The following is a 26,345-nucleotide window of genomic DNA, read 5'->3' as shown; positions in this document are numbered from 1 at the left end:
CCTGTCGCCGGGCCTGTGCGGTCGCTTTTTGCAGTACCGCGACAGGTGCCGTCCAGGGTCTGCCCGTGCAGCCAACCCGGCGGTCACCATACAGCGGGCGATACCTTACTGCGATCACCGCGCGGTAGCGTCATCCAGCAGCGGCAGCACTTGCGCCTCCAGCACCTCGCGGCGCCATTGGCCCAGCGGGGCAGGCCAGCTGTGTTGTTCGATCAGGCTCTCCAGGTGCCGGCGCGAGGCCAGGATGCCGTCCGGCAGGCCCAGTTCGCGGCTGCGCTGCGCCACCGCGTCCTGCAGACGCTTGAGCACCGCCTTGTTGCCGTCGGTGGCGGCCTGCGCCAGCGGCGCATGGTCCTCGTCCGGCAGCGGCGTGTTGAGCGCGTCCCACACTGCGGCCGCGAGCTTGCGCGGTGCCTTGGGGAATTTGTCGAACTGGCGCAGCAGTGCGTCCAGATCGTCGGGTGGAAAACGTGCCAGCTGGCTGGCCAGTTCGTTGTCCAGAATCCAGCTGCGTGGGCGGTCGCTCTGACGCGCCTGCAGATCGCGCCAGCGCAGCAGCCGCAGCAGCCGACGCTGCGCGGCAGGTTCCAAAAATTGCGCGGTGCGCAGGCTCACATGCGGCCAACGCTCGCCATCGTCGTGCTCCACCGTGGCGAGCAGGCGCTCGGCATCTTCGGCCAGCCAGCCCAGGCGGTCCTGCTCGGTCAGACGGCGGCTGAGTTCATCATGGATCGCAAACAGATAGCGCACATCGTCGGCGGCGTATTCGAGCTGTGCGGGCGAGAGCGGGCGGCGCATCCAGTCCGAGCGCGTCTCGCCCTTGGTCAGCAAAGTGCCGGTCACTTCCTGCACCAGCTTCTGATAGCCCATGCCACCGCCCACACCGGCCAGCGCGGCGGCGATCTGGGTATCGAACAACGGCCGCGGCAACACCCCGCAGGCGCATTTGAAGGTGACCAGATCTTCGCTGGCGCTATGCATCACCTTGACGATATCGGTGGCGGTCAACCATTCCCCGAGCGCCGCGTTCATGCCCGGAATCAGCGGGTCGATCAGCAGGATCTCCTCGCCGATGGCCATCTGCACCAGCGCCAGTTGCGGCCAGTAGGTGCGTTCGCGAATGAATTCGGTGTCCAGGCCAATGCGGGACGGACGCGCTGCATGCAGGCGTTGCGTCAGCTCGGAGGGGTGGGTGATCCAATGGGGCACGTGATTTCCGTCGACAGCGAGGGTTTGCGCAGAACGCGCAGAATAGCCTAACGTCGCGATCGCCTGTCGTGCGGCAGAGCACTGGAAGGAGCAGGTGGTGGGTGAGTGCGGTAACCGGATGGCAGCGTGGGGACTGGTCGCGCTAAGCCTGTGCGCCTGTTCGCGTGCACCCACGCCAGCGCCTGCCGCTGCGCCACAACCTGCAGCCGCAGCTGCGGTGCCGAGCAAGCCGAATGTCTCGATCAGTGGCGAAGAATCCGCCGAGACCGTGGCGCAATGGCAACCGCCGGCAGTGGACCTGGGCGACGAACCTTTGGCGCAGGCGCGCAAGCGTGCCGACCAGGCCTTGCAGGAAGATCGGCTGTTTCGCAGTGCCGACGATGCGATCCCGTTGTATCTGGCGATCCAGCAACGTGCCGACGGCAAAGATGCGGCCAGCCGTCGCGGGCTGGAGCAGGCGCGGCGCCGGCTGATCGAGCGCGGCGAGGACTTGATCGAACAGACCGAGCGCCAGGACGATGCGCTCGAACAGGCGCGTGAGCTGGCCATCGTGGCCCTGGCGCTGGCGCCGCAGGATCCCAAGGTGCGCGCGCTGCAGAGTGCGGTTGAAACTGCGCAGCGCGTGCTCGGCTTCAACCGTGCCGGCGAAGAAGATCTGCGCGGTGGGCGGCTGGGCGAAGACGGCAATGGCGCGCTGGTGAATTTTCGCGATGCGGCCCGGCTGGACCCCGACAACCCACGCACGCGCCAAGGACTTGCGGCTGTGGAAAGCGGCTTGCTGGCACGTGCCGAGCAGGCCGCCGAGGCAGGCGATTTCATCGCTGCGCGTTACTGGTTGCAGATGGCCGGGCAGGTGCGCGAGCGCGCGCCGACCATTGCCGATGCACGGGCACGCGTGGAGCGCATGCGCCACGCACAGATCGCCGCCTTGCACGATGCCGGCCTGCACGATCTGAACTCGCCGCGGGGGCTCAAGCCGGCCGGCGAGAAATTGGCCGAAGTGTTGCGCATCGCCGACCCGGGCGACCCGGTGGCCGGCGATCTGCGCCGTCGTCTCGAATTGGCCACCCATTACGGTAGTTTTCGCCCCGGGCAGGTGTTCACCGATGGGCTCAAAGTGGGCGGGCGCGGGCCGCAGATGATCGTGGTGCCGCATGGCGCGTTTCAGATGGGTGCAGGCGACGCCGAACCGGGGGCGTCCGACAACGAGCGCCCCGCGCATTACGTGCGCTTCGCGCGGGGCTTTGCGCTGTCGATCACTGAAGTGACCGTCGCCGAGTTTCGTCAATTCATCGAGGCGACCGGCGCACGCCCGCGTGCCACCCGACGCGGGCATTCGGTGGTGTACGACGAGCGCAGCGGCAACTTCATCCGCCGCAGCGGGGTGGATTGGCAATCCGACTACAACGGCGCGCAGGCCGCGCCCAACAGCCCGGTGATGCACGTCAGCATCCGCGACGCCGAAGCCTATGCGAGCTGGCTATCGGAACAGACCGGCCGCCATTACCACGTGCCCAGCGAGGCCGAGTTCGAATACGCGGTGCGCGCCGGCACCACCGGGCGTTATCCGTGGGGCAATGCCGGCTCGCCGCCGCTGGATGCGGGTAATTTCACCGGCGGCAACGATGTCTCGCGCAGTGGCCGGCATTGGAACAATGGCTTTGTCGGCTATGGCGACGGTTTCTGGGGGCCAGCGCCGGTCGGTAGCTTCCGCGCCAACGCCTGGGGCCTGCACGACATGGGCGGCAATCTGAGCGAGTGGGTGGCCGACTGCTGGCATGCCAGCTACCGGCGCGCGCCGGCCGACGGTGCGGCGTGGTTCAACCCCGGTTGCCGGCAGCGCATGATCCGCGGCGGCAGCTGGGCCAATTCTCCGCAGCAGACGCGCGCGGCCTGGCGGCAGTCGCAGGACTCCGATAGCACCAGCGCACGCATCGGTTTCCGCGTGGCGCGCGGTATCTAGGGCGGCGGTCCGGGCGGCATGCCTGTCGCCGCCAAGGGTGTGATCGCAGCAGCGCAGATCGACGTTCTTGGCGCCAGTCGGGGTGCGATTGCCGCGCGCCGGTTGCAGCTTCCCGGTGAGAGCCGGTCCGGTGTTGTTTACCGCTGACCACAGCTCACCCGGTGTGCAGGCTTAACCCCAGCGAACAGCCCCCGAACCGCTCCGGAACCCACGGACGTTCGCTGCGGTCTGCAGTGCCAGCACTTCTGAAGGATGGCTGCGATGAGCTGGGGAATCCGTTTGTTTCGTTGGCTGATCGCAGTGCTGCTGATCGGTGGGAGCGGCTACGCGGTAGCGCGGCATCTGCAGGATGGAAACACTGCCGGGCATTACGGCTCGGTCGAAGTGGTGCGCCCCGAGGGCACACCCAAGGCGATGGTGGTGCTGTTGCCCGACAGCGGCCATCCCCAGGACGGCCAGCGGCTTGCCGAGATGTTGAGCAACGACGGCGCGTTGGTCGCGGTGATCGATACCGCCAGCTACCGCGAACGTGTGCGGTCTCACCGCGCCGCCTGCAGCTCGCTGGCCGACGATGCCGAGCGGCTGGGCAAGAAGTTGCTGCGCGCCGAGCACGTGGATGCGTTCCTGCCGCCGGTGCTGGTGGGGCAGGGCGATGGTGCGGTGCTGGCGCGCCAGGCGCTGGCCTCGGCCGCGCCGGACGTGCTGGGTGGCGCGGTTGTCGCCGACGGCGGCGCCAGCGATGTCGGCCTGGCCTGCGCACGCGATGTGCCCGATGCGAATCAGGGCTTCCTCGATGATCTGGTCGACGACGCCAACCCGATGCAGATTGCCGCCGCCACCCTTGGCCATTTTCAGGCAGCGCAGGCGCAAGGTGTGGGCGATCTGCCGTTGGTGGAACTGCATGCGCCCGGCAGCGACCGCCTGGTGGTGATGCTGTCCGGCGATGGTGGTTGGCGCGAACTGGACAAAGGCATCGCCGCGCAGTTGCAGCAGCAGGGCGTGTCGGTGGTGGGCTGGAACAGCCTGCGCTACTTCTGGGGCAGCCGCACGCCGCAGCAGGTCGGGGCGGATCTGGATCGGGTGATCGCAACGTATCGGCAGCGCTGGCATATCCAGCACGTCGCCTTGGTGGGCTATTCGTTCGGCGCCGACGTGTTGCCGTTCGCCTATCCTGAGCTGTCGCCGCAGCAGCGTGCCTCGGTGCAATTCGTCAGCTTGCTCGGCCTTGGTCATCAGGCCGATTTCAAGGTGCGCGTCGGCGGCTGGCTGGGGTGGCACAACGATGCCGAGCGCGATGTGGAACCGGCGATCCAGTCGCTGGAAGCGCATCGCCTGCAATGCATCTACGGCGATCAGGAAAAAGACACGCTGTGCCCTGAGTTACGCGCACGCGGTGTCGAGGTGGTTGCGCGCCCGGGCGGCCATCACTTCGATCACGATCCTGCGGTGCTGGCCGGCGTGTTGCTGCAAGGCTGGCAGCATGCGGTGCAGACGTCCACGCCCAGCCGTGGTTGAGGGGCGACGCGACCAACAGAACAGCGCACGATCGAGTTGCCAGGTGCGATGTCCTCACCGCTTGCGGGACCCTTGGCGGCAGGGATGCTTCCAAGGATTCTTCATGGACTGATTCACGGCGTGTCCCACGAGCGGTGATGGCATTGCGCCCTCGATGCGCTGAACTTTTTGAACCGTGCATTTGATTGCATCTCGACGACGCTACGACGCTACGACGCGAATTCTCGTTTGTCCTGGAGTGATCGAATACCTCGATACATCACTTGCAGAGCGGCTGATCTGTAAGTTGGCTGCAGGGCCCTTGCCCGCCCACCATCGCGGGACACGCCGCAAGTACGTCCGTGTAGGCTCTTACGCGGCATCCATGCCGCGTAAGGTCCCGCGACGGTGGGCCGGCAAGGACCAGTCGGGATGGTCGGTGCGCTTGGTGCGAGCCGTGCATGCCGCGAGTTTTGTCCGATGACGGGCGGTCTGGTCAGCGCTTTTCGATTCGATCAATGTCGCTGCCATTCTCGACATCATTCCACGCGTCAACGAAGCTGGGTGCACCAGACATGGTGCCGCCATCGATACAGCGTTCAAGAGGGCGTGTTAGCCGCTCTTAGCCTTCACTGCGTTCCACCCGCACATCGATGCTGCCATCAGCCAGCTGCGCACGCAGGCGCTCGCCGGGGCTTACTTCGCCGGCGCTGCGCACCACGCTGCCGTCGACGGGTCTGGTCACGATGGCGTAGCCGCGCGCAACCGTGGCCAGCGGGCTGACCGCTTCCAGCGAGCGCGCAAGACCACGCAGCCGCAGTTGATCGTGTTGCAAGCGTCGCTGCATGGCTGCCTGCGGATGCAAGGCCTGCAGGCGCTGCTGCAAGTTGGCCAGATCGCGTTGCGGGTTGTGCGCATGCAGGCGTGCCTGCCCACGTTGCACACGTGCTTGCAGCCGCTCCAGTACCTGGGTCATGCGTGCACGCAACTGGCGGCCGGCATCTTCCTGTCGGCGGTGCAGCAGTTGCAGCCGCGCCTTCGGGCTATGCGCACGCAGACGCAATGCAAGCCGATCGGCGCGCTGCATCGCGTTGCCCAGCGCGTGTTGTTGCAGCTGGGCCATGCGCGCATGTGCACGCCGCACGCGGGCGACCAGCTCACGCTGATCGGGCACCAGCAGCTCGGCGGCCACCGAGGGCGTAGGCGCACGCACATCGGCAACGAAGTCGCTCAGGCTGAAGTCGGTCTCGTGGCCAACCGCCGACACCACCGGTGTCTGCGCGGCGGCAATTGCGCGGGCCAGGCGCTCGTCGTTGAACGCCCAGAGATCTTCCAGCGAGCCGCCGCCGCGGGTGATCAGAATGACGTCGTAGCGCCCGGAGGCGTCTGCGCGCTGCAGCAGCGAGGTGATCTGCGCGGCGGCGCTGTCGCCTTGCACCAGCGAGGGCAGCAGGTCCACTTCCAGCAGCGGGAAACGGCGCGCCAGCACGCTGAGCACATCACGCACTGCTGCACCGCTGGGTGAGGTAATCACCGCCAGGCGCCGCACATGCGCCGGCAACGGCTGCTTGCGCTCGGCATCGAACAAACCTTCGGCGGCCAGCCGTGCGCGCAGCTCGTCGAAGGCGCGGCGCAAGGCGCCTTCGCCGGCTTCTTCCATGTGGTCCAGCACCAGCTGGTAGTCGCCGCGCGCTTCGTACAGGGTGAGACGTCCGCGCGCGAGCACGCGCAGGCCTTCGCGCGGCTGGAATTTCAGCCAGGTGCTCTTGGGCTTGAACATCGCGCAGCGGATCTGCGCGCGTGCGTCCTTGAGCGTGAAATACAGATGGCCCGAAGACGGGCGCGTGACGCTGCTCAGCTCTGCTTCCACCCAGACCAGCGGGAAGCTGCCTTCCAGCAGGTCGCGTGCCAGCGTGTTGAGCTGGCTGGGGGTGAGGATCTGTTCGTTGCGGTCGGCCATCGGCGCATTATCCCGCAGCGGCGGTGCGCATGCGTGAGCGCATCGCGCGGACGCTCACAGGCCGTGTTGCGCCAGCGCCCAACCCACGTGTTCGCGTACCAGTTCCGAATCGTCGTTGCGACGCGCTTCCAGTGCCGCCAACACCTCCGGCGTGCCAGGCGCATTGCCCAGCCCCACTGCGATATTGCGCAGCCAGCGTTCGTGGCCGCTGCGGCGGATCGGGCTGCCCTCGGTACGGCGCAGGAACTCGTCCGTGTCCCATGCGAACAACTGCGGCAGCGTCGCCACATCCAGGTCGTTGCGGGCACGAAAATCGGCTTCGTCGGTGCGTTGGGCGAACTTGTTCCAGGGACAGACCAGCTGGCAGTCGTCGCAGCCGAAGATGCGGTTGCCGATCGGCTTGCGCATCTCCTCAGGGATTGCGCCATCGTGTTCGATGGTGAGGTAGGCGATGCAGCGGCGCGCATCCAGCCGGTGCGGGGCGATGATGGCCTGGGTCGGGCAGATGTCGATGCAGCGCGTGCAGGTGCCGCAATGCGCAGTGGCCGGGGTGTCGATGGGTAGCGGCAGATCGAGGTAGATCTCGCCCAGGAAAAACCATGAACCGCCATTGCGATCGATCAGGCAGGTGTGTTTGCCGATCCAGCCCAGCCCGGCGTTGCGCGCCAATGCGCGCTCCAGCACCGGTGCGGAATCGACGAATACGCGATAGCCGAACGCGCCGACTTCGCCCTGGATGCGCTCGGCCAGTTTCTGCAGCCGGTTACGCATCAGCTTGTGGTAATCGCGCCCCAGCGCATACCGCGCCACATAGGCGCGGCGGCCGTCGTGCAAGGTGTTCCAGGCTTCGGTGTCGTCCTTGCGGCCGTAGTCCATGCCCACCGACAACACGCGCAAGGTGCCGGGCACCAGCTCCTGCGGGCGCGAACGCTTGTCGCCGTGCTGGGCCATCCAATGCATGGTCCCGTACAGGCCTTCTTTCAGCCAGCTGCGCAGATGTACCTCGTCTTCGCCCAGCTCGATGCCGGTGATGCCGCAGCGTTGAAAGCCGGCCTCGCGCGCAAGCGCACGGATGCGCGCGGCGGCGTCGGTGGGGTCGGGGCGGGCGAGGACGGCAGACATGGCGACAAGTATAGAATTCCCGGCATGTACGTACCGCTCGATCTTTACGACACCGCCGCTGCGCGCAGGCTGGATGCGCAGGCCACCGCGCTGCTCGGTGGCGATGGCTACTTGTTGATGCAACGCGCCGGGCAGGCCGCCTGGCAGTACCTGCTGGAACGCTGGCCGCGAGCACGCCGCATCGTGGTGGTCTGCGGCACCGGCAACAACGGTGGCGATGGCTATGTACTGGCGCGCCTGGCGCAGCGGGCCGGGCGTGATGTGCGGGTGGTGCATCTTCCAGGGCACGGCCCGGCCTCGGCGCTGGCGCAACGCGCCTGCACCGACTATCTGGGCGTGGGCGGTGCGATCGCACTGTTTCCGTCGCCGCTGGCGCAGGCCGATGTGATCGTCGATGCGCTGTTCGGCATCGGCCTCAACCGTGCGCCGGATGCTGACACCGCGTCATTGATCGAGGCCATCAACGCAGCCGGCGTGCCGGTGTTCGCGCTGGATGTGCCCAGCGGCATCGATGCCGATCACGGCGTGGCCTTCGATGCCGCGGTGCGCGCAGACGTCACCTTGCAGTTCATCGTGCCGCATATCGGGCTGTACACCGGCGATGCGCTGGAGCATGCCGGCGAGCGCGCGATTGCCTCGCTTGAGGTGCCGGATGCCGCATTCGACGGGCTGGAACCTGCCGCACACAGTTGGGACATCGACGCCTTGGCCGCGCAGTTGCGGCCGCGCCGACGCAATACGCACAAGGGCGAATCCGGGCGGGTGCTATGTGTTGGCGGCAATCTCGGCAGCGGCGGCGCGATCATGCTGACGGCCGAAGCGGCCTTGCGCAGCGGGGCAGGGTTGGTGCAGGTCGCCACCCGCGCCGAGCACGTCACGCCACTGCTGGCGCGCTGCCCGGAGGCAATGGTGCGTGCGGTGCAGGACGACGACGACATCGCCGCACTGGCCAATGCGGCCGACGTGGTCGCACTGGGGCCGGGCCTGGGTCAGGACGCCTGGGCGCAGGCGTTATGGCATGCGGTGCTTGCCTCGGATACCGCGGTCGTCATCGATGCCGATGGCCTGAATCTGCTGGCTGCCAACGCAGTGCCGAGCCGCGGCCCGCGTGTGTTGACCCCACATCCCGGCGAGGCCGGCCGTTTGCTTGGCCTGTCCACCGCACACGTCCAGCGCGACCGTCTGGCCGCCGCAGACGCCTTGGCCAAGCGCTTCGACGCGGTTGTGGTGCTGAAAGGCGCCGGCAGCGTGATCGCCGCGCCGCACGCAGTGCCACGCATCATCGACGCCGGCAATCCGGGCATGGCGGTGGGCGGTATGGGCGATCTGCTGACCGGCGTGATCGCCGCCTTGCTGGCGCAGGGCTGGTCGCCGCTCGATGCCGCCAGCCTGGGCGCCTTGTTGCATGCCTGCGCTGGCGACGCGGCCGCGCGCGATGGCGAGCGCGGCCTGCTGCCAACGGATTTGTTACCCGAACTGCGCCGCCTGGCCAACGCCGGAGCCATTGCATGAGCCAACTCACCGCACAACTGGTCGATGCGCAGGCTACCGAAACCCTGGGCCAGGCCCTGGCCGCAGTGCGCCCCACGACTGCGATGGTGCAGCTGCATGGCGATCTCGGCGCCGGCAAATCCACCCTGGCGCGCGCGCTGTTGCGCGCACTCGGCGTTACCGGGCCGATCCGCAGCCCCACCTACACCTTGGTCGAGCGCTATCCGCTCAGTACCGGCGACGAGGCCTGGCACCTGGATCTGTACCGCATCGGGCATGCCGGCGAATTGGACTTTCTCGGGCTCGACGAGGGCAGCGCGAGCCTGTGGCTGGTCGAATGGCCGGAACGTGGCGCAGGCGCACTGCCGCCGGTGGATCTGGACGTGGAGCTGGCCGTTGAAGGCGAGGGTCGCAGCGTCAAGCTGCTGGGCCGAAGCGAAACCGGGCGCGGGTGGCTGACACGTCTGGCACAGCACCCCGAGTTGCAGGCGCTTTCTGTCGGCTCACAAGAACAATGAACGCCAGGTTGTGGATTATTAAGGGAAATCACCTTGCAATTGACACTATTGGGTGATTGAATCCAGCCCCATGACACCGGGGATCCGCCAGTTCTGTGTTTCCGCCCTGACCGCCAGCCTGAGCCTGGCGGTTTTTGCTGCGTGGGCCGGCGAAATCAAGAGCGTTGGCGTCAGCACCGGTGCAACCGGCACGCGCGCCGAGATTCAGCTTGCCGGCAGCGGCGGCTTCAAGACGCTGTCGTTGGCCAACCCCAATCGGTTGGTGGTGGATTTCCCCGATTCTGCGGGCGTGCGCGGTCTCAAGCTGCCTGGCGCTGCCGGTCTGGTGACTTCGGTGCGCACTGGCCAGCCGGTGCCGGGGACGTTCCGGGTGGTGTTCGAGCTGGCAACGCCGGTCACGCCGCTGAAGCCGCAGATGCAGACGCTGGGCAGTGCCTCGACCTTGGTGATCGAGTGGCCGGGCGATCCGACGCCGGTTGCGGCCACGGCCGCCACCACGGCGACAGCGCCTGCAGCAATGCCGGTGCCGCGCCCGGTCACGGCGCAGCCGGTGAATGCACAGGCCGAAGCAGCGCGTGCGACTGCAGCCTTGGCTGCATCTGCGCAGCGCGCCTCATCCGCGCCACCGCCGCCAGCACCAGCGGTGTACGTGCCGGCATCGGCCATGCCTACCGTCACAACGGCACCCGTTCCGACAACGGTCGCCACTGGCGTGCCGACGCCGCGTCCCGGCGTTGCCACGAGTACTGTGGCGACCAGCACGACCACGCCGACAAGCTCCGCCTACAACACTCCCAATCGCGTCACGGTCACGACCGCCAATGCTCCGGCAGGCGCGGCGATGCCAGGCAATGCCGCATCGCCCGCTGCGATCTTGAACGGTGGCACTGCGCCGATGGGCGCTGCGCCCGGCAACACCGCGGCAGCCATGCCGAACGCGGCGTCAGGCGTGGTTGCGGGCACAGACAGCGACGACATCCCGCCGCGCCCGGTACTTCCCAGCGAAGCCTCGCGGATCAAGATGGCGCCGGGCATGCGCCCGTTGATCGTGGCAATCGATCCCGGCCACGGTGGCCAGGACCCGGGTGCGATGGGCCCCACCGGCAAGCGCGAAAAAGACGTCACCCTGGCGGTCGGCCGCGAACTGGCGCGCCAGATCAACGCAACGCCCGGCATGAAGGCGTACATGACGCGCGACACCGACGTGTTCATTCCGCTGCCGATGCGCGCGCAAAAAGCGCGCGCCGCCAAGGCCGATATCTTCATCTCGATCCACGCCGATGCCGCAGAAAATCGCAGCGCAACCGGCTCGTCCGTCTACGTGCTGTCGACCAAGGGCGCTTCCTCGCAGCGTGCGCGCTGGTTGGCCGACAAGGAAAATGCTGCCGACCTGGTGGGTGGCGTGCGCTTGCAGCAGACCGAAAGCACGCTTGCCAACGTGTTGCTGGATCTGGCGCAAAGCGGCCACATGAAGGCTTCCGAAGATGCTGCCGGCCATGTGCTGGGTGGGCTCAAGCGGATCGGCAACAACCACAAGCCGTTTCTGGAACGCGCCAACTTCGCGGTACTGCGGACCTCGGACATGCCGGCGATGCTGGTGGAAACCGCCTTCATCTCCAATCCGGATGAAGAGCGTCGCCTGATCGATCCGGCCTACCAGCGCAAGATTGCCTCGGCCGTGCTGGACGGCATCGATACCTTCTTCACCCGCCAGCCGCCGCCGGGCACGCTGTTCGCCGCGCGTGCGCAGGCCGAAGCCGATGCAAGCGCCGGTACCGTGGCCGGCGGCAGCCGCTGACCCGCTCGGCTATTATTCCGCACTGATTCCTTGATGACGGCGCCTGCGCGCCGCCGGATTGCCGTGCCGACGTCTGTCTTGCTTGCTACACCCTCGATGCATCGTGTTTTCTGCTCCCGACATCGGAGCGCGCGCTGATGGCGATTCGTCAGCTGCCCGACATCCTGATCAACCAGATTGCCGCCGGCGAAGTGGTCGAGCGGCCCGCATCGGTGGTCAAGGAGCTGGTCGAAAACGCGCTCGATGCCGGCGCCACCCGCGTGGATATCGAGCTCGAAGAAGGCGGCGTGCGCTTGATCCGTATCCGCGACAACGGCGGCGGCATCCCGCCGGACGAACTGCCGTTGGCGGTGTCGCGGCATGCCACCAGCAAGATCGCCTCGCTGGACGATCTGGAAACCGTGGCCACGCTCGGTTTTCGCGGTGAAGCCTTGCCGTCGATCGCCTCGGTCAGCCGCTTCACCCTGGTCTCGCGCCGCCACGATGCCGAACATGGCTCCGCGTTGGAAATCGAAGGCGGGCGCCTGGGCGAAGTGACGCCGCGTGCGCATGCGCCGGGCACCACGGTGGAAGTGCGCGAGCTGTTCTACAACGTGCCGGCGCGGCGCAAGTTCTTGCGTGCCGAGCGCACCGAGCTCGGGCATATCGAAGAGTGGCTGCGCTCGTTGGCACTGGCGCGGCCGGATGTGGAATTGCGCGTGGCGCATAACGGCAAACCCTCGCGCCGCTACAAGCCGGGCGATCTGTATTCGGATGCGCGATTGGGCGAAACGCTGGGCGAGGATTTCGCCCGGCAGGCCTTGCGCGTGGATCACAGTGGCGCCGTTCTACGTCTACATGGCTGGGTCGCGCAGCCGCATTACTCGCGCGCCAGTACCGACCAGCAATATCTCTACGTCAATGGCCGCTCGGTGCGCGATCGCAGCGTGGCGCACGCGGTCAAGATGGCCTATGGCGATGTGCTGTTCCATGGCCGCCAGCCGGCGTATGTGTTGTTTCTGGAACTGGATCCGGCGCGCGTTGACGTCAATGTGCACCCGGCCAAGCATGAGGTGCGCTTCCGCGAGGCGCGGCTGATCCACGATTTCGTGTATCGCACCTTGCAGGACGCGCTGGCGCAAACGCGTGCCGGCGCGATGCCAAATAGCATCGGCACGGAAGGCAACAGCGACGCAGGCGCTGCGCCGAATGGAATGGCCAACACTCCGAACTACGGCGGCGCAACCGGCGGCGGCACCGGCTACGGCACCGGCTACGGCAACTGGACCCCATCGCAAACACCCTTGGGCCTGCGCGTGGATGAAGCGCGCGCCGCGTACAGCGCGCTGTACGCACCGCCATCCGGCAGCGCACAGCAGCAGTCCGCGGCCATGCAGACCTTCTCCGGCACCGGCTTGCCGGCGACTTCGCACGACAGCGGTGTTCCGCCGCTCGGCTATGCGGTTGCGCAATTGCACGGCATCTACATCCTTGCCGAAAACGCCGAGGGCTTGATCGTGGTGGACATGCACGCCGCGCACGAACGCATCGGTTACGAACGGCTCAAGAACGCGCACGACAGCATCGGTCTGCACGCGCAGCCGCTATTGGTGCCGATGACGCTGGCAGTGGGCGAGCGCGAAGCCGACACCGCCGAGCGCGAAGCCGATACGCTGGCCAGCCTGGGCTTCGAGATCACCCGCGCCGGCCCGCAATCGCTGCATGTGCGCAGCATTCCCGCGCTGCTTGCCAATGCCGAGCCGGAAGCGCTGTTGCGCGATGTGCTCGGCGACCTGCGCGAACACGGTCAGAGCCGCCGCATCGCCACTGCGCGCGACGAGCTGCTGTCGACCATGGCCTGCCACGGTGCAGTGCGCGCGAATCGGCGCCTCACCGTGCCCGAAATGAACGCGCTGCTACGCGATATGGAAGCCACCGAGCGCTCCGGCCAATGCAACCATGGCCGACCGACCTGGGCACGGTTTACGCTGGGCGAAATCGATCGTTGGTTTCTCAGGGGGCGTTGATGGTTGGGTTGCACAAGGGGAAACACTGGCTGCTCGGCATGCTGGTGTTCATCACGCTGGCCGGGTGCGGGCAAGAGGCACCGCCGCCGGCTGCGCCCGTCGCCCTGGACAAGACATTCCTGGCCGACAACGCCGCCTGGCGCGAAGCCCGCCTGGCAGAGCTGCGTGCGCCAGACGGCTGGACCAGTCTGGTCGGCCTGCATTGGTTATCGCTGAAAGCGCATTACATCGGCAGCAGCGCCGACAGCGGCATCAAGCTGGCGGTCGGGCCACCCAAGATGGGCATGGTGTCCAGCGAGGGCAACACGGTCTGGTTCGTGCCCGAGCGCGGTGCAGCGCTGACCGTCGATGGCAAGCCGCTGACCGGCAGGATCCGCTTCCACTCCGATGACGACCCACAGCCGACCTTGATCCATTTCGATGACGGCAAGGGCGTATTGAGCCTGATCCATCGCGGCGACCGCAATGCCTTGCGGGTCAAGCATGCCGATGCCGCATCGCGCACCGGCTTCGCCGGCCTGGACTACTGGCCGGTCGATCCGTCCTGGCGCATCACCGCACGCTATGTGCCCAACGATGTGGGCAAGACCATTCCCATCGTGGATATCGTCGGCATCAGCAGCGAGCAGCCGACCGCCGGCGCGTTGGAATTCGAGCGCGACGGCAAGCCGTATCGGCTGGAGACCATCGGCGAACCGGGGCGGCCGATGTTCGTGGTGTTCGCCGACCGTACCAGCGGGCATGGGAGCTACCCGGCTGGGCGCTTTCTGGATCTGGATGTCGCCGATGCCTCCGGGCATGTGGTGATCGACTTCAATCGTGCCTACACCCCGCCGTGCGCGTTTACGCCGTTCGCGACCTGTCTGTTGCCGCCACCGGAAAACCGTATCGACCTGGCCGTATCGGCGGGCGAGAAGGCTTACAAGGTGCCGCACTGACATGGAGAACACCGACGTGGTAAAGACAAGCGCGCGAACCCGACTTGCAACATGGTGCAGCAGCGCACTGATCTGCGTGGCACTGTGGAGCGGGGCAGTCGTGCCGACTTGGGCGCGTGTCGGCGGCGAGACCCCGGCCGGCCCACCGGTGCCGTTGTTGTGGAAGGTCGATGGCAAGGGCGGCACGTTGTATCTGCTGGGTTCGTTCCATGTGCTCAAGCCCAGCGATTACCCGCTTTCGCCGGATGTCATGCAGGCCTTCGCCAAGGCCGACCGGCTGGTGTTCGAACTACCGCCATCGGATGCGCAATCGCCGGAGCTGGCCGGTCGCATGCTGCAGGCGGCACGGCGCACCGACGGGCGCCGGTTGCAGGACGCGCTCGATGCAAAAACCTGGCAGGCCTTGAGCGCCTACGCGCGCAAATACGGCATGTCACTCGATACCCTGCAGCCACTCGAGCCCTGGTTTGTCGCCTTGACGATCAGCCTGGCCGAGATGAGCCGGCAAGGCATGGACCCGAACGCCGGTCTGGATCATTACCTGATGGAGCAGGCACAGGCCAAGGGCAAACCGGCTGATGGCCTGGAGCGCGCCGAACAACAGATCGCCATGCTCGATGGCATGTCGCCCACCGAGCAGCATCAGTTGCTGGAAGAGTCGCTGGACGAGGCGGAGGCCACCGATCAGTTGCGTCAGCTGCACACGGCCTGGCGCAATGGCGATGTGCATACGCTATCCACGCAAATGGCCGAAGACATGCGTCGGCAATACCCGGCGCTGTATCAGGACATCAACGTCGAGCGCAATGCGCGTTGGGTGCCGCTCCTGGAGCAACGGCTAGGTAAAGGCAGCGGAACCACGCTGGTGGTGGTCGGTACGCTGCATCTGCTGGGTAGCGACGGCGTGGTGGAGCGTCTGCGTGCACGTGGCTACCACGTGGAGCGGATCTGCTCGGCCTGCACGGAGCAGGCCGGTCGCTGATCTGGCTGCGCCGGGAGCATGTCACGCTCCCGCGCAGCAGTCGTCTTTCAGCCGCGATTGCGGGCCTTGCCGGTGGTGCCCGTGTTGCTGGACGTGCCGTGTGTACCGGTTCCCTTGTGCGTCCCGGTGCCCATCGGGCCACTGCCGATGCCGGAAGAACCTGGCGGTGTCGGCGGCGTACCAGGACCACCCGGGCGGCCGAAGCCGGCGCCGAAATTGCGCTGGAATTCCTGCCACAACTCCAGGTTGCGCTCGGTCAGCTGATTCATCATTGCCCACGGGGTCTGCCCAAGCAGGTTGCCCATCTGCTGGCGGAACTGCTGCTGCTGATCCAGGAACACCTGCATGCTGCGCTCCAGGTAGTTGCCCATGAAGCCCTGCAGCGAGTCGCCGTAGAAACGGATGATCTGACTCAGCAACTGGGTGGAGAGCATCGGCTCGCCGTCCTGTTCGCGGTCGGCAATGATCTGCAGCAATACGGCGCGACTGAGGTCTTCGCCACTCTTGGCGTCGCGTACTTCGAATTCTTCGCCGTCGATGATGAGCTGACGCACATCCTCTATGGTGATGTAGCTGGAAATTTCCGTGTCGTAAAGACGGCGATTGGGATACTTCTTGATGATGCGAAGTCCGGCCATGGAACGTTCACTCACAACGATAGTGCGCGCAGGATGGCGCACCGCAACAGCGCTTGCAACAGCAAAAGGCCTTATTTTCTTAAGTAGACACCTAAAAAATGCTGCGCAGCATGATTTCTAAGGAAATTTCATGCTGCAGCGCGAAGGTGCAGCAAACGCTACCAGCCCATGTGATGGCCGCCGTTGATATCCAGGTTGGATCCGGTGATCCAGGCGGCCTCTTCTGCGACCAGAAATGCCACCGCGTAGGCGATCTCTTCCGGGCGACCCAGCCGCCCCGTGGGGATGTCGGCAACGATCTTGGCACGCACCTCTTCCGGCACCGCCATCACCATGTCGGTGGCCACGTAGCCTGGTGAGACGGTGTTGACGGTCACCCCGAATGCTGCGTTTTCGCGCGCCAGCGAGATCGTGAAGCCGTGCATGCCGGCCTTGGCGGCGGCGTAGTTGGCCTGCCCGTACTGGCCCTTCAATCCGTTGATGGAGCTGATCTGGATCACCCGGCCCCAGCCGCGTTTGCGCATGCCCTCGATCACCGGGCGGGTGACGTTGAAGACCGAATTGAGGTTGGTATTGATGACCTCGTGCCACTGCTCGGCGGTCATGCGGTGGAAGGTGGTATCACGGGTGATGCCGGCGTTATTGACCAGTATTTCGATCGGTCCCAGTGAGGCTTCCACTTCTTCGACCAAGGCGCGCGCATGCTCGGAGGAGGCCACATCGCCGCGAAACAGGGCGAACTCGTAGCCCTGCGCCTGCATGCGCTGCTGCCATGCGTGGGCTTTTTCGGCATTGCGGAAATTGCTGGCGACCCGGTGCCCCTGGTCGGCCAGGCGCTTGCAGATGGCTGTGCCGATGCCGCCGGTGCCGCCGGTGATCAATGCGACGCGAGATGTCATGACGACTCCAATGAACAGATGGTAGGCGAGTGGGACGCGGACACTAGCGCCGCGCCCGGTTGCCGGTGCTGGGTCGCAATTCTAGTCACGCAGGCGCTGTGATGCGCGTTCGGTCACGTTCGGATGTGGTGGCGGGGCAGCAGTTGAGGCGAAAAATGCTGCACGGCATGTTGCAGCAGCGTGTCGACTGCAGTATGCCGCGGCAGTGCTGCCACGTTCTGTCCTAGTGCGGCCCAGGCGGCGTGCAGGGCCGGCAGCGGGTCGGCATCGTCCAGTGCGGGTGCGTCATGCGACTTGGACAGCTTGCGGCCGTCGCCATTCAGGATCAGCGGCAGATGCAGATAGCGCGGCTGCGGCAGGCCCAGGGCGCGCTGCAGCAGCAGCTGGCGCGGGGTGGAGTCGAGCAGGTCCGCGCCACGCACCACATCGGTGATGGCTTGCGCGGCATCGTCCACCACCACCGCCAGTTGGTAGGCCCAATACCCATCGGCGCGGCGCAGCACCACGTCGCCGACCTCGGCATACACGTCCTGCATCACGTGGCCCTGCAGTGCGTCGTCGAAGCCGACCGGCGCCTGCGGCGGCACCCGCAGGCGCACCGCGCGGCGGGTACTCAGCGGCGCCACACAGGCGTGGTGGATACCGTCCATGCCCGCAAGATCGGCGCGGCTGCAGCTGCATTCGAAGGCCAGCCCGGCCTCCAGCAACGTGGTCAGAGCGGCGGCGTACTGCGCGTCGCGATCGGATTGATACATCACCGGGATGTCCGAGCTCAGCCCGAATGCCGCCAACGTACGCAACTGGCGTTGGGTGGCGCCGGGCTCGGCACGCGGCGGGTCGATGTCTTCGATGCGCACGCACCACTCACCGCCGGCATGCCGCGCGAGTAGCCAGCTGCCGAAGGCCGCCAGCAGGGAGCCGAAGTGCAGGGGGCCGGTGGGGGAGGGCGCAAAGCGGCCGCGGTAGCTGGGTGATGACATGGGCAGCTGAATCGTCGGTCAGATGCTTGCTTGATTTCAAGCGCTGGCGGCCGCAAATCCGCAGCAGTTCATTCCCGCATGTGTGGAGTCATCGCGCCATGTTCAACCGCATTTTCCTGTTTCTGCTGACCAATTTTGCGGTGCTGATGCTGGCCGGCATCGTCATGTCCATGCTGGGCGTCAATCCCGCGCAGATGAGCGGCTTGTTGGTGATGGCGGCCGTGTTCGGTTTTGGTGGGTCGCTCGTTTCTTTGCTGCTATCCAAGTTCATGGCCAAGCGCAGTACCGGCGCCCATGTCATCACCGAGCCGCGTACGCCGACCGAGCGCTGGCTGCTGGAAACCGTGCGTCGCCAGGCGCAGGCGGCCGGCATCGGCATGCCGGAGGTGGCGGTCTACGACGGCCCGGAGATCAACGCCTTCGCCACCGGCGCCAATCGCAACAATGCCTTGGTGGCGGTGTCCACCGGATTGCTGCAGAACATGAGCCAGGACGAGGCCGAAGCGGTGCTGGGCCACGAAATCGCGCACGTTGCCAACGGCGACATGGTGACCATGGCGCTGCTGCAAGGCGTGCTTAATACCTTCGTGATCGTGCTGGCGCGTGTGGTCGGCGGTGTCATCGACGGCGCTATCTCCAGCAATCGCGAAGGTGGCCGCGGTTTTGCGTATTACATGATCGTGTTCGCGCTGGAGATGGTATTCGGCTTGTTCGCGACCATGATCGCAATGTGGTTTTCGCGCCGTCGCGAGTTTCGCGCCGATGCCGGTGGTGCGCAGCTGGCAGGGCGCAGCAAGATGATCGCCGCGCTGGAGCGTCTGTCGCTCAATCACGGCCAGAACACCTTGCCTTCGCAGGTGCAGGCGTTCGGCATCTCCGGCGGTGTGGGCGACGGCTTGCGTCGTCTGTTCCTGAGCCATCCGCCGCTGACCGAGCGCATCGCTGCGCTGCGTGCCGCGAACGGCACTGCGCGATAAGGCGGCACTGCTTTCGATTGTCTTGAAGTGGCTGGTCAGCGCGGATAGATCGGTTGTAGAGCCGCTGATTTGCGCCCTGGCTGCAGGGCCCTTGCCCGCCCACCATCGCAGGACACGCTGCAAGTACGTCCTTGTAAGCTCTTACGCGGCATCCATGCCGCGTAAGGTCCCGCGACGGTGGGCGGGCAAGGACCAGTCTAGATGGTCGGTGTGCATGGCTTTGAGTAAAGCAGTCAGCAAACTCTCTGGTGCGGTGTCCTCACCGATTGCGGGACCGTGTGGCGGCATGGATGCCGCTACCGAGCCCCCATGGACGGGTTCACGGCGTGTCCCGCGAGCGGTGAGGGCACCGCGCCCTCGACTCACCTAGCTTTGATTGTTGGTCTTTCGCTTGCCTCGGCAAGGCCTCAGCCGAACTCGTAGTTCATCAACGGCCCGGTCGGTGCGACGAAGTCGCCTTGCACATAGTCCACGCCGGCACTGAAGAAGCTGCTCATCGACTGCGCATCGGCCACGAATTCGGCCACGGTGAGGATGCCGGCCGGTTGCGCACGCGAGGTGATCTCGCGAATTTTTTCCTGACTTTCGCGGGCCGATGCGACATCTCCGGTGATACCGCGATCCAGCTTGAGAAATGCCGGCTGGAAGTGCGCCAGCAACTGGAACGAATCCAGGCCAGAACCGAATTGTTCCAGTCCCACCTTGCAGCCCATCGAAGACAGCGAGGCCAGAAACTGCTGGGCGTTGCGCAGATGCGTGAACACCTTCGATTCCGGCGTCTGCAGCCACAGCCGCTCGCCGGGCACGCCGTACACCGCCAATTGCTCGCGGATGGTGTCGATCATCTGTGGGTCGGAGAACGAGTTCGGTCCGATCCGCACCAACAGGTGTGTCTTGTGTCCGGCACGCTGCCGCTCGCCGAGCTGGCGAATCGCGCGCGCCACCACCCAGCGGTCGATTTCGGTGATCAGGTCGTGCTCTTCGGCGATGGCGATAAACGCGTTCGGCGACATGATTTCGCCATTGCGTTCCAGCCGCAGAAACGCCTGGTACAACTCCACCGGTTCGCCCTGCAGGTTGAGCACAGGCTGGTAGTGCAGCGAGAAGCCATCGCCGACCAGTGCTTCGCGCAGCTGTTCTACCCAACGTTCGATGCGTTCTTCTTCGGCGCGATCAGAGGCGGCCGGGTCATAGATGCTGACCGCATTGCCGCCGAGCTCGGCAGTGGTGCGTACCGCCTCGGTGCCGCGATTGAGCACCTGGCCGATGCTGGCGATCTTTTCGCCGATCTGTACCCCGCCAATGCTCACCGTGACCGTGGCCGAGCGCGCGCCGATGCTGAAGACATGCTGCGCAAACGCATCGCGCACCATTTCTGCCAATGCGTGGGTGCGCGCGTAGTTGCCGTCCATCAGTAACGCAAAGCTGTGCTCGCCGAAGCGCGCAGCCACCACGCTGTCATCCAGCACGCTGGCCACGTGCGCGGCCAGGGCGGCGATCAACGCGTCGGCCGAATCCAGGCCGATTTCGGGCAATAGCCGCGCGTAATGGTCCGGCTCGATGAGCAGGAAGCCGGATTGGCCTTCGCTGCGACCGGCCCGTGCCACCGCCTGTTCCAGCGCGACCATGAAGGTCGGCCGGTTGAGCAGGCCGGTGACCTGATCGCGTTGGCGCAGATCTTCGACCTCGCGTGCCAGTTCCGGGTCGAATTCCTCGCGGCGGCGGAACACCACCTGGATGCACGGCTCGCCTTCATACGTGGCGGTGGCAAATTCCATCGTCGCCGGGAAGGTGTCGCCTTCCAGCCGGCGTGCGTCGACCTTGTACTGCGCCGGTGGCGGTTCGCCCTTGGACAGCGACTTGAGCAATTGCTTGAAATCGTCCACGTACTGCGCGGCGATCATGTCCAGCAACGACACGCCCTCGACATCCTCGAACGACTCGAAGCCGAACATCTCCAGATACGCCTCGTTGGCACGGATATGCATGCCTTCGTGCACGTAGGCGATGGGGTCGCGCGAAGACGCGATCAGGGCATCGCACCGCCGCTCGGTTTCGCGCATCTGCGCTTCGATGCGGCGCAGTCCGCGCCGGGCCTGCAGATCGGCCCATTCCGAACGCACCAGTGCCAGCAGATGCTCCGGACGATGCCGCAGCACGAGCGCGCGAATGCCGTGCGAAGCGGCCTCGACCAACGCGTTTTCTTCGATCCGTTCGGCCAGCAGAATGATCGGAATGTCCTTGCCGCTGCTCGCGATCTGCTGCTGCAGCGCGCTCATCGGAATCTGCAGCGCCTGGCCATGCAGGGCCAGATCGATCTGGCCGGACAACATGCTGGCGAGGTCTTCCAGGGTCTGCGGCCGCGATGGACGCACTGCAATGCCGCCGTTGCGCAACGCGGTCACGATCGCCTCCGCGCTCTCGACACTGTCGTCGACGATCATCAGGCGGAGGGTGAGATCTTTACCTTTCTGCATGCGCGGCTTCCTGGAGACGGCTCTAAATACACGAAGGGGGTCGGAGGTGTCCATGTGTGTGGACAAGACCGCATCCGGGGTGAGACTTGGTCCACGTTTCTATCACCCAGCATAGGCTTAAGCGACGCTTCCTGCGGCGTGACCGGATGCCCATGCCCACTGAAAGTTGTAGCCGCCCAACCATCCCGTCACATCCAGCACCTCGCCGACGAAATACAAGCCGGCCACCAGACGCGACTCCATGGTTGCACTGGAGACCTGGTTGGTATCGACACCGCCGAGCGTTACTTCAGCGGTACGGTAGCCTTCGGTTCCGCTGGCGACCAGCGGAAATGCGCCGAGCAGGTCGGCCGCGGCCTGCAGTTGCGGCGGGTCGAGCTGACGCACCGGCTTGTCCGGCAGCCACACTTCGCACAGGCGCTGCGCAAAGCGTCGCGGCAGCACGTCGGCCAGTACATTGCGCAGTTCGGTGGCGCCGCGTTGGTTTTTTTGTTCGCGCAACCAGGCTGCAGCATCCTGGCCGGGCAGCAGGTCCAGGCGCAGATCATCGCCGGGCTGCCAATACGAGGAGATCTGCAGGATCGCCGGGCCACTGACGCCGCGGTGGGTAACCAGCATGAAATTGCGAAAGCTGACCCCGTTGCAGTGCGCCTCGACCGGCAAGGCCAGCCCGGACAACTCCTGCAGCCGCTCCTGATGCTTGCCACTCAGCGTCAGCGGAACCAGCCCGGCGCGTGTCGGCAGCAACTCGTGGCCAAACTGTTTGGCCAGCGTATAGCCGAAGCCGCTGGCGCCCATGCTCGGAATCGACAGCCCGCCGGTGGCGACGATCAGCGATTGCGCCTGCACGCGCCCCTGGCTGGTTTCGATACTGAAGCCATCGCTGTCGCGCCGCACCGAGCGTACTTCGCACTCGGTACGCACCTGCACGTCAGCCGCTTCGCACTCGTCCAGCAACATGCGCACAATCTGCTTGGACGAGATGTCGCAGAACAGCTGGCCCAGCTCTTTCTCGTGATAGGCGATGCCGTGGCGCTCGACCATTTCCACGAAATCCGCCGGGCTGTAGCGGGCCAGCGCGGATTTGCAGAAATGCCGATTGGCCGACAAAAAGTTGCCTGGCGTGGTGCCGGTATTGGTGAAGTTGCAGCGCCCGCCACCGGACATCAGGATCTTCTTGCCGACCTTGTTGGCATGGTCGATCACCAGCACCTGGCGGCCACGTCGGCCGGCGGTGAAGGCGCTCATCAGTCCGGCCGCGCCGGCACCGATGACCAGCACGTCGTAACGCGTGCTCATTCGGCCGGGGCTTGCCGCACTATCGGTGTCAGGGTGACATTGCCCTGATCTGCGAGCATCTGCACCTCGCCGTCCTGGATGATCACATCGAAGCGCATGCCGCGCTGGATCAGGGCGCCAAGCGCCTCGGTGGCCTGCGAATCGAACTCCAGCACGCGCAGGTTGCGTTGTCGGCCGAGCGCATTGGCCTGCTTCTTCCACCAGGTTTCGGTGGCCTGGCCGCCGTAGCCGATCACCACTGCCTCGCGCGAGCGATTGCAGGCCTTGCGCACGCGGCTTTCGTCCGGCTGGCCGAGGTCGATCCACAGATCCGGGTCGCCGGTGTAATCGCGCCGCCACAGGTCGGGCTCGTCGTCGTTGCTCAGCCCGCGGCCGAACTCCAGACGGTCGTCGGCAAACAGCGCGAACGCCAGCAGCCGCACCATCAGGCGCTCGTCGGTTTCGGAGGGGTGCTGGGCCAGGGTCAGCGAATGGTTGGCGTAATAGCCACGGTCCATGTCGCTGATCTGAAGTTCCGCCCTGCGGACGGTGGCGGTAAGAGCCATCAGGATGCCGATTGCAAAGGGCGCTCATGATACGCCGCCGCTGCAAGGCCGGCGTGCTGCCGCTAGATGCGCGGTTGCGCTGCCAGCCAGCGGTCCAGTTGCGCAGCAAATGCCTGGCGGTCGCGTGCATGCAGCGCAGGCGGCCCACCGGTGGCGACGCCGGCACCGCGCAGTTCTTCCAGAAAGCTGCGTACCGACAGACGCTCCTTGATGGAGTTGTCGGTGAATGGCTCGCCGCGCGGGCTGATGGCGGTCGCGCCTTGCTCCAGAACACGGGCGGCCAATGGAATGTCCTGCGTGACGACAAGATCGCCGGCGGCAACCCGTTCGGCAATGGCATCATCGGCCGCGTCCGGTCCGCCCGGAACCTGGACGACGCGCACATGCGCCAGGCTGGGTGTGGGCAGGAAATGATTGGCGACCAGGGTCACTGGGGTGCCGGTGCGCACGGCAGCTCTGAACAAGATGTCGCGGACCACGGCAGGACAGGCATCGGCATCGACCCAGATCTGCGCCTGGGTTGGCGTACTCGGCGTATTCATAAGGTGATATCGATAGGGAAGGGGCTGACATGCGGTCGGATTTGGCCCGATAGTAAAAATTTTGACGCGGGGTGTCGCTTTTTATTGGAATCGCGAGTATTGTGCACGCACTGTGTTTGCAAGGGTCACCGTGAATCGTGGCCTGATGCAGCCGGATCGTTACAGATCTCGCTTCATCGTTCCGCTTTACCAACGCCTGCAACTCAGTCTCAGCTCCGGCTTTCGGACGCTGCGATTTATCAATCAATAGTTCAGGAGTTAGTAAAATGTCAGAACGTCAAAACGGTACTGTGAAGTGGTTCAACGATGCCAAGGGCTTCGGCTTCATCACCCCGGAAATCGGCGCGGACCTGTTCGTCCACTTCCGTGCCATCCAGGGCACCGGCTTCAAGTCGCTGCAGGAAGGCCAGAAAGTGACCTTCGTCGCCGTGCAGGGCCAGAAGGGCATGCAGGCTGACCAGGTGCAGGCGGTCTAATCCGTCTGCAACCGTAAGGTTGCCAAAAACGCCGGTCGCGCAAGCGACCGGCGTTTTTTATTGGGCGTCGTTTGAGTAAGGCGCTTACATCGTCAGCAGCGCGGTGGCTGCAGTCGCGAGTGAGCGCGGCGACGACGCGTGGATGGGTAGGATGTGCGCTTTCCGCGCGCAGCCCTTCTCATGATCACTGTCCACCATCTCAATAATTCCCGTTCCCAGCGCGTGCTGTGGCTGCTGGAAGAACTGGCGCTGCCGTACCAGATCGTGCGGCATGAGCGCGACCCCAAGACCATGCTGGCACCGGCCGCATTGCTTGCGATCCATCCGCTGGGCAAATCGCCGCTGATTGTGGATGGCGATCTGACCGTGGCCGAGTCCGGCGCGATCATGGAGTATCTGACCGAACGCTACGACACCGAATGCGCGCTGTCGCCATCGCCGCGTCCGCAGGATTCGCCGGAGCGCATGCAGTTCCGCTACTGGATGCATTACGCCGAAGGCTCGGCGATGCCGCCATTGTTGATGACGCTGATCTTCGCGCGCATTCGCAGTGCGCCGATGCCGTTTTTCGTCAAGCCCATTGCGCGCGAGATTGCGGACAAGGCAATGTCGGGCTTCGTCAGCCCGCAACTCAAGCTGCATCTGGACTGGATGGAGCAATCCCTGCAGGCCAGCAACTGGTTCGCCGGTGAGCGCTTTACTGCGGCTGACATCCAGATGAGCTTTCCGGTGCAGGCCGCCGCGGCGCGTGGTGGCGGATTTGAAAATTATCCGCGTTTGCGCGCGTTTCTGGAGCGGATCGAAGCGCGTCCCGCGTATCAGGCCGCGCTGAAGAAGGGCGGCCCGTTCGAGCTGATGGGGCGCAAGTCCCCAGAGTAATGCTGGCAGCGGCTTGGAGAGCCGTAATGCTGCGGCAAGCAGCGATCACTTTGCTTGCCGCCATTCGTCTGGGTTTGCGACTCCCCAATCCCGTCCCAATCCCGCGCGCAACCACCTGCGCGCGGACGTCCAGACCTCAGGGCGCGTGACACTGCCGCAGGAACTGCAAGGTGTCGTGCATCACTTGCGATTCCTTGCGGAGTGACAGCACCAAGCCCATATGGCCCATTCCTGGATAAAAAATGCTGTGTGCCTGGACCCCCGCCTGTTGTTCGGCGGCAGCGAGAACCGTGCTGTTACGCGGTTCCACCACGTGGTCGGCATCGCCGTGCAGCAGCAGCATCGGCGGCTCGTCCCCATCCACATGACGAATGGGTTGTGAGGCTTCCTGTTCGGTAGGTGAAGTGCCGAAGATCTGGATCAATTCCGGGTCGGTCATCGGCGAGAAGTCGTAAGGGCCTGCGAGGCCGACGAAACCGCAGAGTTGGCGTGGTTGCATGCCCTGTGCCTGCAGCCATCGGCGATCGGTGGCGAGCAGTCCGGCGATGTGCGCACCTGCGGAGTGGCCCATCACGGCCAGGCGGGCAGGGTCTCCGCCGTAGGCGCGCGCATGCTGATGGCTCCATGCGGTGGCCTGTGCGGCATCGCTCATGAAGCCGTCCAGTCGGACCTGCGGGTACTTTCGGTAGTCGGCCACCATCACCACCATGCCCTCGCGGGCCAGCGAGCGGCCGACCCAGCGATAGTTGGCGCGGGCGCCACGCTTCCAGGTGCCGCCGTAGAAAAACACCACCACCGGCGCATCGACGGCGCCGCGCGGTTGGTAGACGTCCAGCGCCAGGCCGTGCTCCGGGTCGAAGACCTCGTTGCGGTGTTCGATGACGCCAGTGCGGCTGGATGCAGCGTTGATGCCGCCGAAGAACACGCTGCTGCAGCCATTCAGGCTTAACGCGCCGAGGAGCAAAAGGGCAGGGCGAAACCAGCGGGAAGTGTGCAAGCGCATGAGTAGGGTCGCTGTAATAACTGAAGAGGAATGAATCTGCGGCTGTTGTGATGTGCGAGTGCGCCTGGATGCTGGCAGTTCAGCGTGTCTGGAATGGGGATACGAGGCCGGTAGCGAATAGGATGCGCGGTTCACCCATGCGAAGTTCA

General features: G+C 65.4%; 22 protein-coding genes. 11 read left to right on the top strand and 11 right to left on the bottom strand.

Translation table 11 applies throughout. The annotated features are described in order from the left end of the window. Positions 1-114: 114 nt before the first annotated feature. Positions 115-1,209, bottom strand: a complete 1,095-nt coding sequence (rnd, locus tag NMB96_RS19045) for a ribonuclease D (RefSeq protein ID WP_023904239.1) — start codon at positions 1,207-1,209, stop codon at positions 115-117. Positions 1,210-1,327: 118 nt separating this feature from the next. Here rnd and NMB96_RS19040 point away from each other — a divergent pair, with 118 nt between their 5' ends. Both NMB96_RS19040 and NMB96_RS19035 read left to right on the top strand, forming a co-directional pair. After that, positions 1,328-3,172 carry a formylglycine-generating enzyme family protein gene (locus tag NMB96_RS19040; protein WP_180334220.1) on the top strand — a complete coding sequence of 615 codons (1,845 nt, stop codon included), beginning with the start codon at positions 1,328-1,330 and terminating at the stop codon, positions 3,170-3,172. 261 nt (positions 3,173-3,433) lie between these two features. Next, positions 3,434-4,687 carry a virulence factor family protein gene (locus tag NMB96_RS19035; protein WP_255085420.1) on the top strand — a complete coding sequence of 418 codons (1,254 nt, stop codon included), beginning with the start codon at positions 3,434-3,436 and terminating at the stop codon, positions 4,685-4,687. 601 nt (positions 4,688-5,288) lie between these two features. On the opposite strand, the gene xseA is transcribed toward NMB96_RS19035, so the two are convergent. Both xseA and queG read right to left on the bottom strand, forming a co-directional pair. After that, on the bottom strand, positions 5,289-6,626 hold the full coding sequence (xseA, locus tag NMB96_RS19030) for an exodeoxyribonuclease VII large subunit (RefSeq protein WP_023904236.1): 1,338 nt from the start codon (positions 6,624-6,626) through the stop codon (positions 5,289-5,291). Positions 6,627-6,680: 54 nt separating this feature from the next. Beyond that, positions 6,681-7,748, bottom strand: a complete 1,068-nt coding sequence (gene queG / locus NMB96_RS19025) for a tRNA epoxyqueuosine(34) reductase QueG (RefSeq protein ID WP_043889261.1) — start codon at positions 7,746-7,748, stop codon at positions 6,681-6,683. A gap of 24 nt (positions 7,749-7,772) precedes the next feature. Here queG and NMB96_RS19020 point away from each other — a divergent pair, with 24 nt between their 5' ends. From NMB96_RS19020 to NMB96_RS18995, 6 genes are all read left to right on the top strand, one after another. Beyond that, a complete protein-coding gene (locus NMB96_RS19020) occupies positions 7,773-9,260 on the top strand; it encodes a bifunctional ADP-dependent NAD(P)H-hydrate dehydratase/NAD(P)H-hydrate epimerase (protein WP_043889260.1) in 1,488 nt (495 codons plus the stop codon). Further along, a complete protein-coding gene (tsaE, locus tag NMB96_RS19015; protein WP_023904233.1) occupies positions 9,257-9,757 on the top strand; it encodes a tRNA (adenosine(37)-N6)-threonylcarbamoyltransferase complex ATPase subunit type 1 TsaE in 501 nt (166 codons plus the stop codon). The genes NMB96_RS19020 and tsaE overlap by 4 nt, the downstream gene beginning before the upstream one ends. Before the next feature lie 70 nt (positions 9,758-9,827). After that, the gene (locus tag NMB96_RS19010; RefSeq protein ID WP_255085419.1) at positions 9,828-11,555 is read left to right on the top strand and encodes an N-acetylmuramoyl-L-alanine amidase; all 1,728 of its coding nucleotides are present in this window, start codon (positions 9,828-9,830) and stop codon (positions 11,553-11,555) included. Positions 11,556-11,692: 137 nt separating this feature from the next. After that, positions 11,693-13,561, top strand: a complete 1,869-nt coding sequence (gene mutL, locus NMB96_RS19005; RefSeq protein ID WP_023904231.1) for a DNA mismatch repair endonuclease MutL — start codon at positions 11,693-11,695, stop codon at positions 13,559-13,561. Then, entirely contained in the window at positions 13,561-14,499 is a 939-nt protein-coding gene (locus tag NMB96_RS19000; RefSeq protein WP_043889259.1) for a DUF1684 domain-containing protein, read from the top strand. Before mutL ends, NMB96_RS19000 begins: the two co-directional genes overlap by 1 nt. A 1-nt stretch (position 14,500) precedes the next feature. Beyond that, entirely contained in the window at positions 14,501-15,481 is a 981-nt protein-coding gene (locus tag NMB96_RS18995) for a TraB/GumN family protein (protein ID WP_255085418.1), read from the top strand. Between the two features lie 47 nt (positions 15,482-15,528). Here NMB96_RS18995 and phaR read toward each other — a convergent pair whose 3' ends face one another. The 3 genes from phaR to gluQRS all read right to left on the bottom strand — a co-directional run bounded on the left by phaR (position 15,529) and on the right by gluQRS (position 17,998). After that, the gene (phaR, locus tag NMB96_RS18990; RefSeq protein ID WP_023904228.1) at positions 15,529-16,119 is read right to left on the bottom strand and encodes a polyhydroxyalkanoate synthesis repressor PhaR; all 591 of its coding nucleotides are present in this window, start codon (positions 16,117-16,119) and stop codon (positions 15,529-15,531) included. A gap of 158 nt (positions 16,120-16,277) precedes the next feature. Next, positions 16,278-17,018: a beta-ketoacyl-ACP reductase gene (gene phbB, locus NMB96_RS18985; RefSeq protein ID WP_255085417.1), complete on the bottom strand. Its 741-nt coding sequence runs from the start codon at positions 17,016-17,018 to the stop codon at positions 16,278-16,280. Between the two features lie 113 nt (positions 17,019-17,131). Continuing rightward, positions 17,132-17,998, bottom strand: coding sequence for a tRNA glutamyl-Q(34) synthetase GluQRS (gene gluQRS / locus NMB96_RS18980; RefSeq protein ID WP_255085416.1), 867 nt, complete (start codon positions 17,996-17,998; stop codon positions 17,132-17,134). A gap of 98 nt (positions 17,999-18,096) precedes the next feature. Here gluQRS and htpX point away from each other — a divergent pair, with 98 nt between their 5' ends. Then, on the top strand, positions 18,097-18,975 hold the full coding sequence (gene htpX / locus NMB96_RS18975) for a protease HtpX (protein WP_255085415.1): 879 nt from the start codon (positions 18,097-18,099) through the stop codon (positions 18,973-18,975). 407 nt (positions 18,976-19,382) lie between these two features. On the opposite strand, the gene NMB96_RS18970 is transcribed toward htpX, so the two are convergent. From NMB96_RS18970 to NMB96_RS18955, 4 genes are all read right to left on the bottom strand, one after another. Next, complete coding sequence (locus tag NMB96_RS18970; protein WP_023904225.1) at positions 19,383-21,452, bottom strand: GGDEF/EAL domain-containing response regulator; 2,070 nt, start codon at positions 21,450-21,452, stop codon at positions 19,383-19,385. Positions 21,453-21,569: 117 nt separating this feature from the next. Continuing rightward, positions 21,570-22,751 carry a BaiN/RdsA family NAD(P)/FAD-dependent oxidoreductase gene (locus NMB96_RS18965; RefSeq protein ID WP_255085414.1) on the bottom strand — a complete coding sequence of 394 codons (1,182 nt, stop codon included), beginning with the start codon at positions 22,749-22,751 and terminating at the stop codon, positions 21,570-21,572. Then, the gene (locus tag NMB96_RS18960; RefSeq protein ID WP_255085413.1) at positions 22,748-23,296 is read right to left on the bottom strand and encodes a YaeQ family protein; all 549 of its coding nucleotides are present in this window, start codon (positions 23,294-23,296) and stop codon (positions 22,748-22,750) included. The genes NMB96_RS18965 and NMB96_RS18960 overlap by 4 nt, the downstream gene beginning before the upstream one ends. 62 nt (positions 23,297-23,358) lie before the next feature. Beyond that, positions 23,359-23,838, bottom strand: a complete 480-nt coding sequence (locus NMB96_RS18955; RefSeq protein WP_255085412.1) for a YaiI/YqxD family protein — start codon at positions 23,836-23,838, stop codon at positions 23,359-23,361. Between the two features lie 266 nt (positions 23,839-24,104). Between NMB96_RS18955 and NMB96_RS18950 the strand changes: the two genes are divergently transcribed. Next, a complete protein-coding gene (locus NMB96_RS18950; RefSeq protein ID WP_023904220.1) occupies positions 24,105-24,314 on the top strand; it encodes a cold-shock protein in 210 nt (69 codons plus the stop codon). Positions 24,315-24,494: 180 nt separating this feature from the next. Then, positions 24,495-25,193: a glutathione S-transferase gene (locus tag NMB96_RS18945; RefSeq protein ID WP_255085411.1), complete on the top strand. Its 699-nt coding sequence runs from the start codon at positions 24,495-24,497 to the stop codon at positions 25,191-25,193. A 136-nt stretch (positions 25,194-25,329) separates the two neighbouring features. Here the strand turns inward: NMB96_RS18945 and NMB96_RS18940 are convergent, their stop codons facing one another. Then, entirely contained in the window at positions 25,330-26,196 is an 867-nt protein-coding gene (locus tag NMB96_RS18940) for an alpha/beta hydrolase (RefSeq protein WP_255086993.1), read from the bottom strand. Between the last annotated feature and the right edge of the window lie 149 nt (positions 26,197-26,345).

This window comes from Xanthomonas hortorum (assembly GCF_024339125.1).
Lineage (GTDB): Bacteria > Pseudomonadota > Gammaproteobacteria > Xanthomonadales > Xanthomonadaceae > Xanthomonas > Xanthomonas hortorum.
Note: the sequence above shows the minus strand (reverse complement) of the source record. Positions and strands in the feature narration are given on the sequence as shown.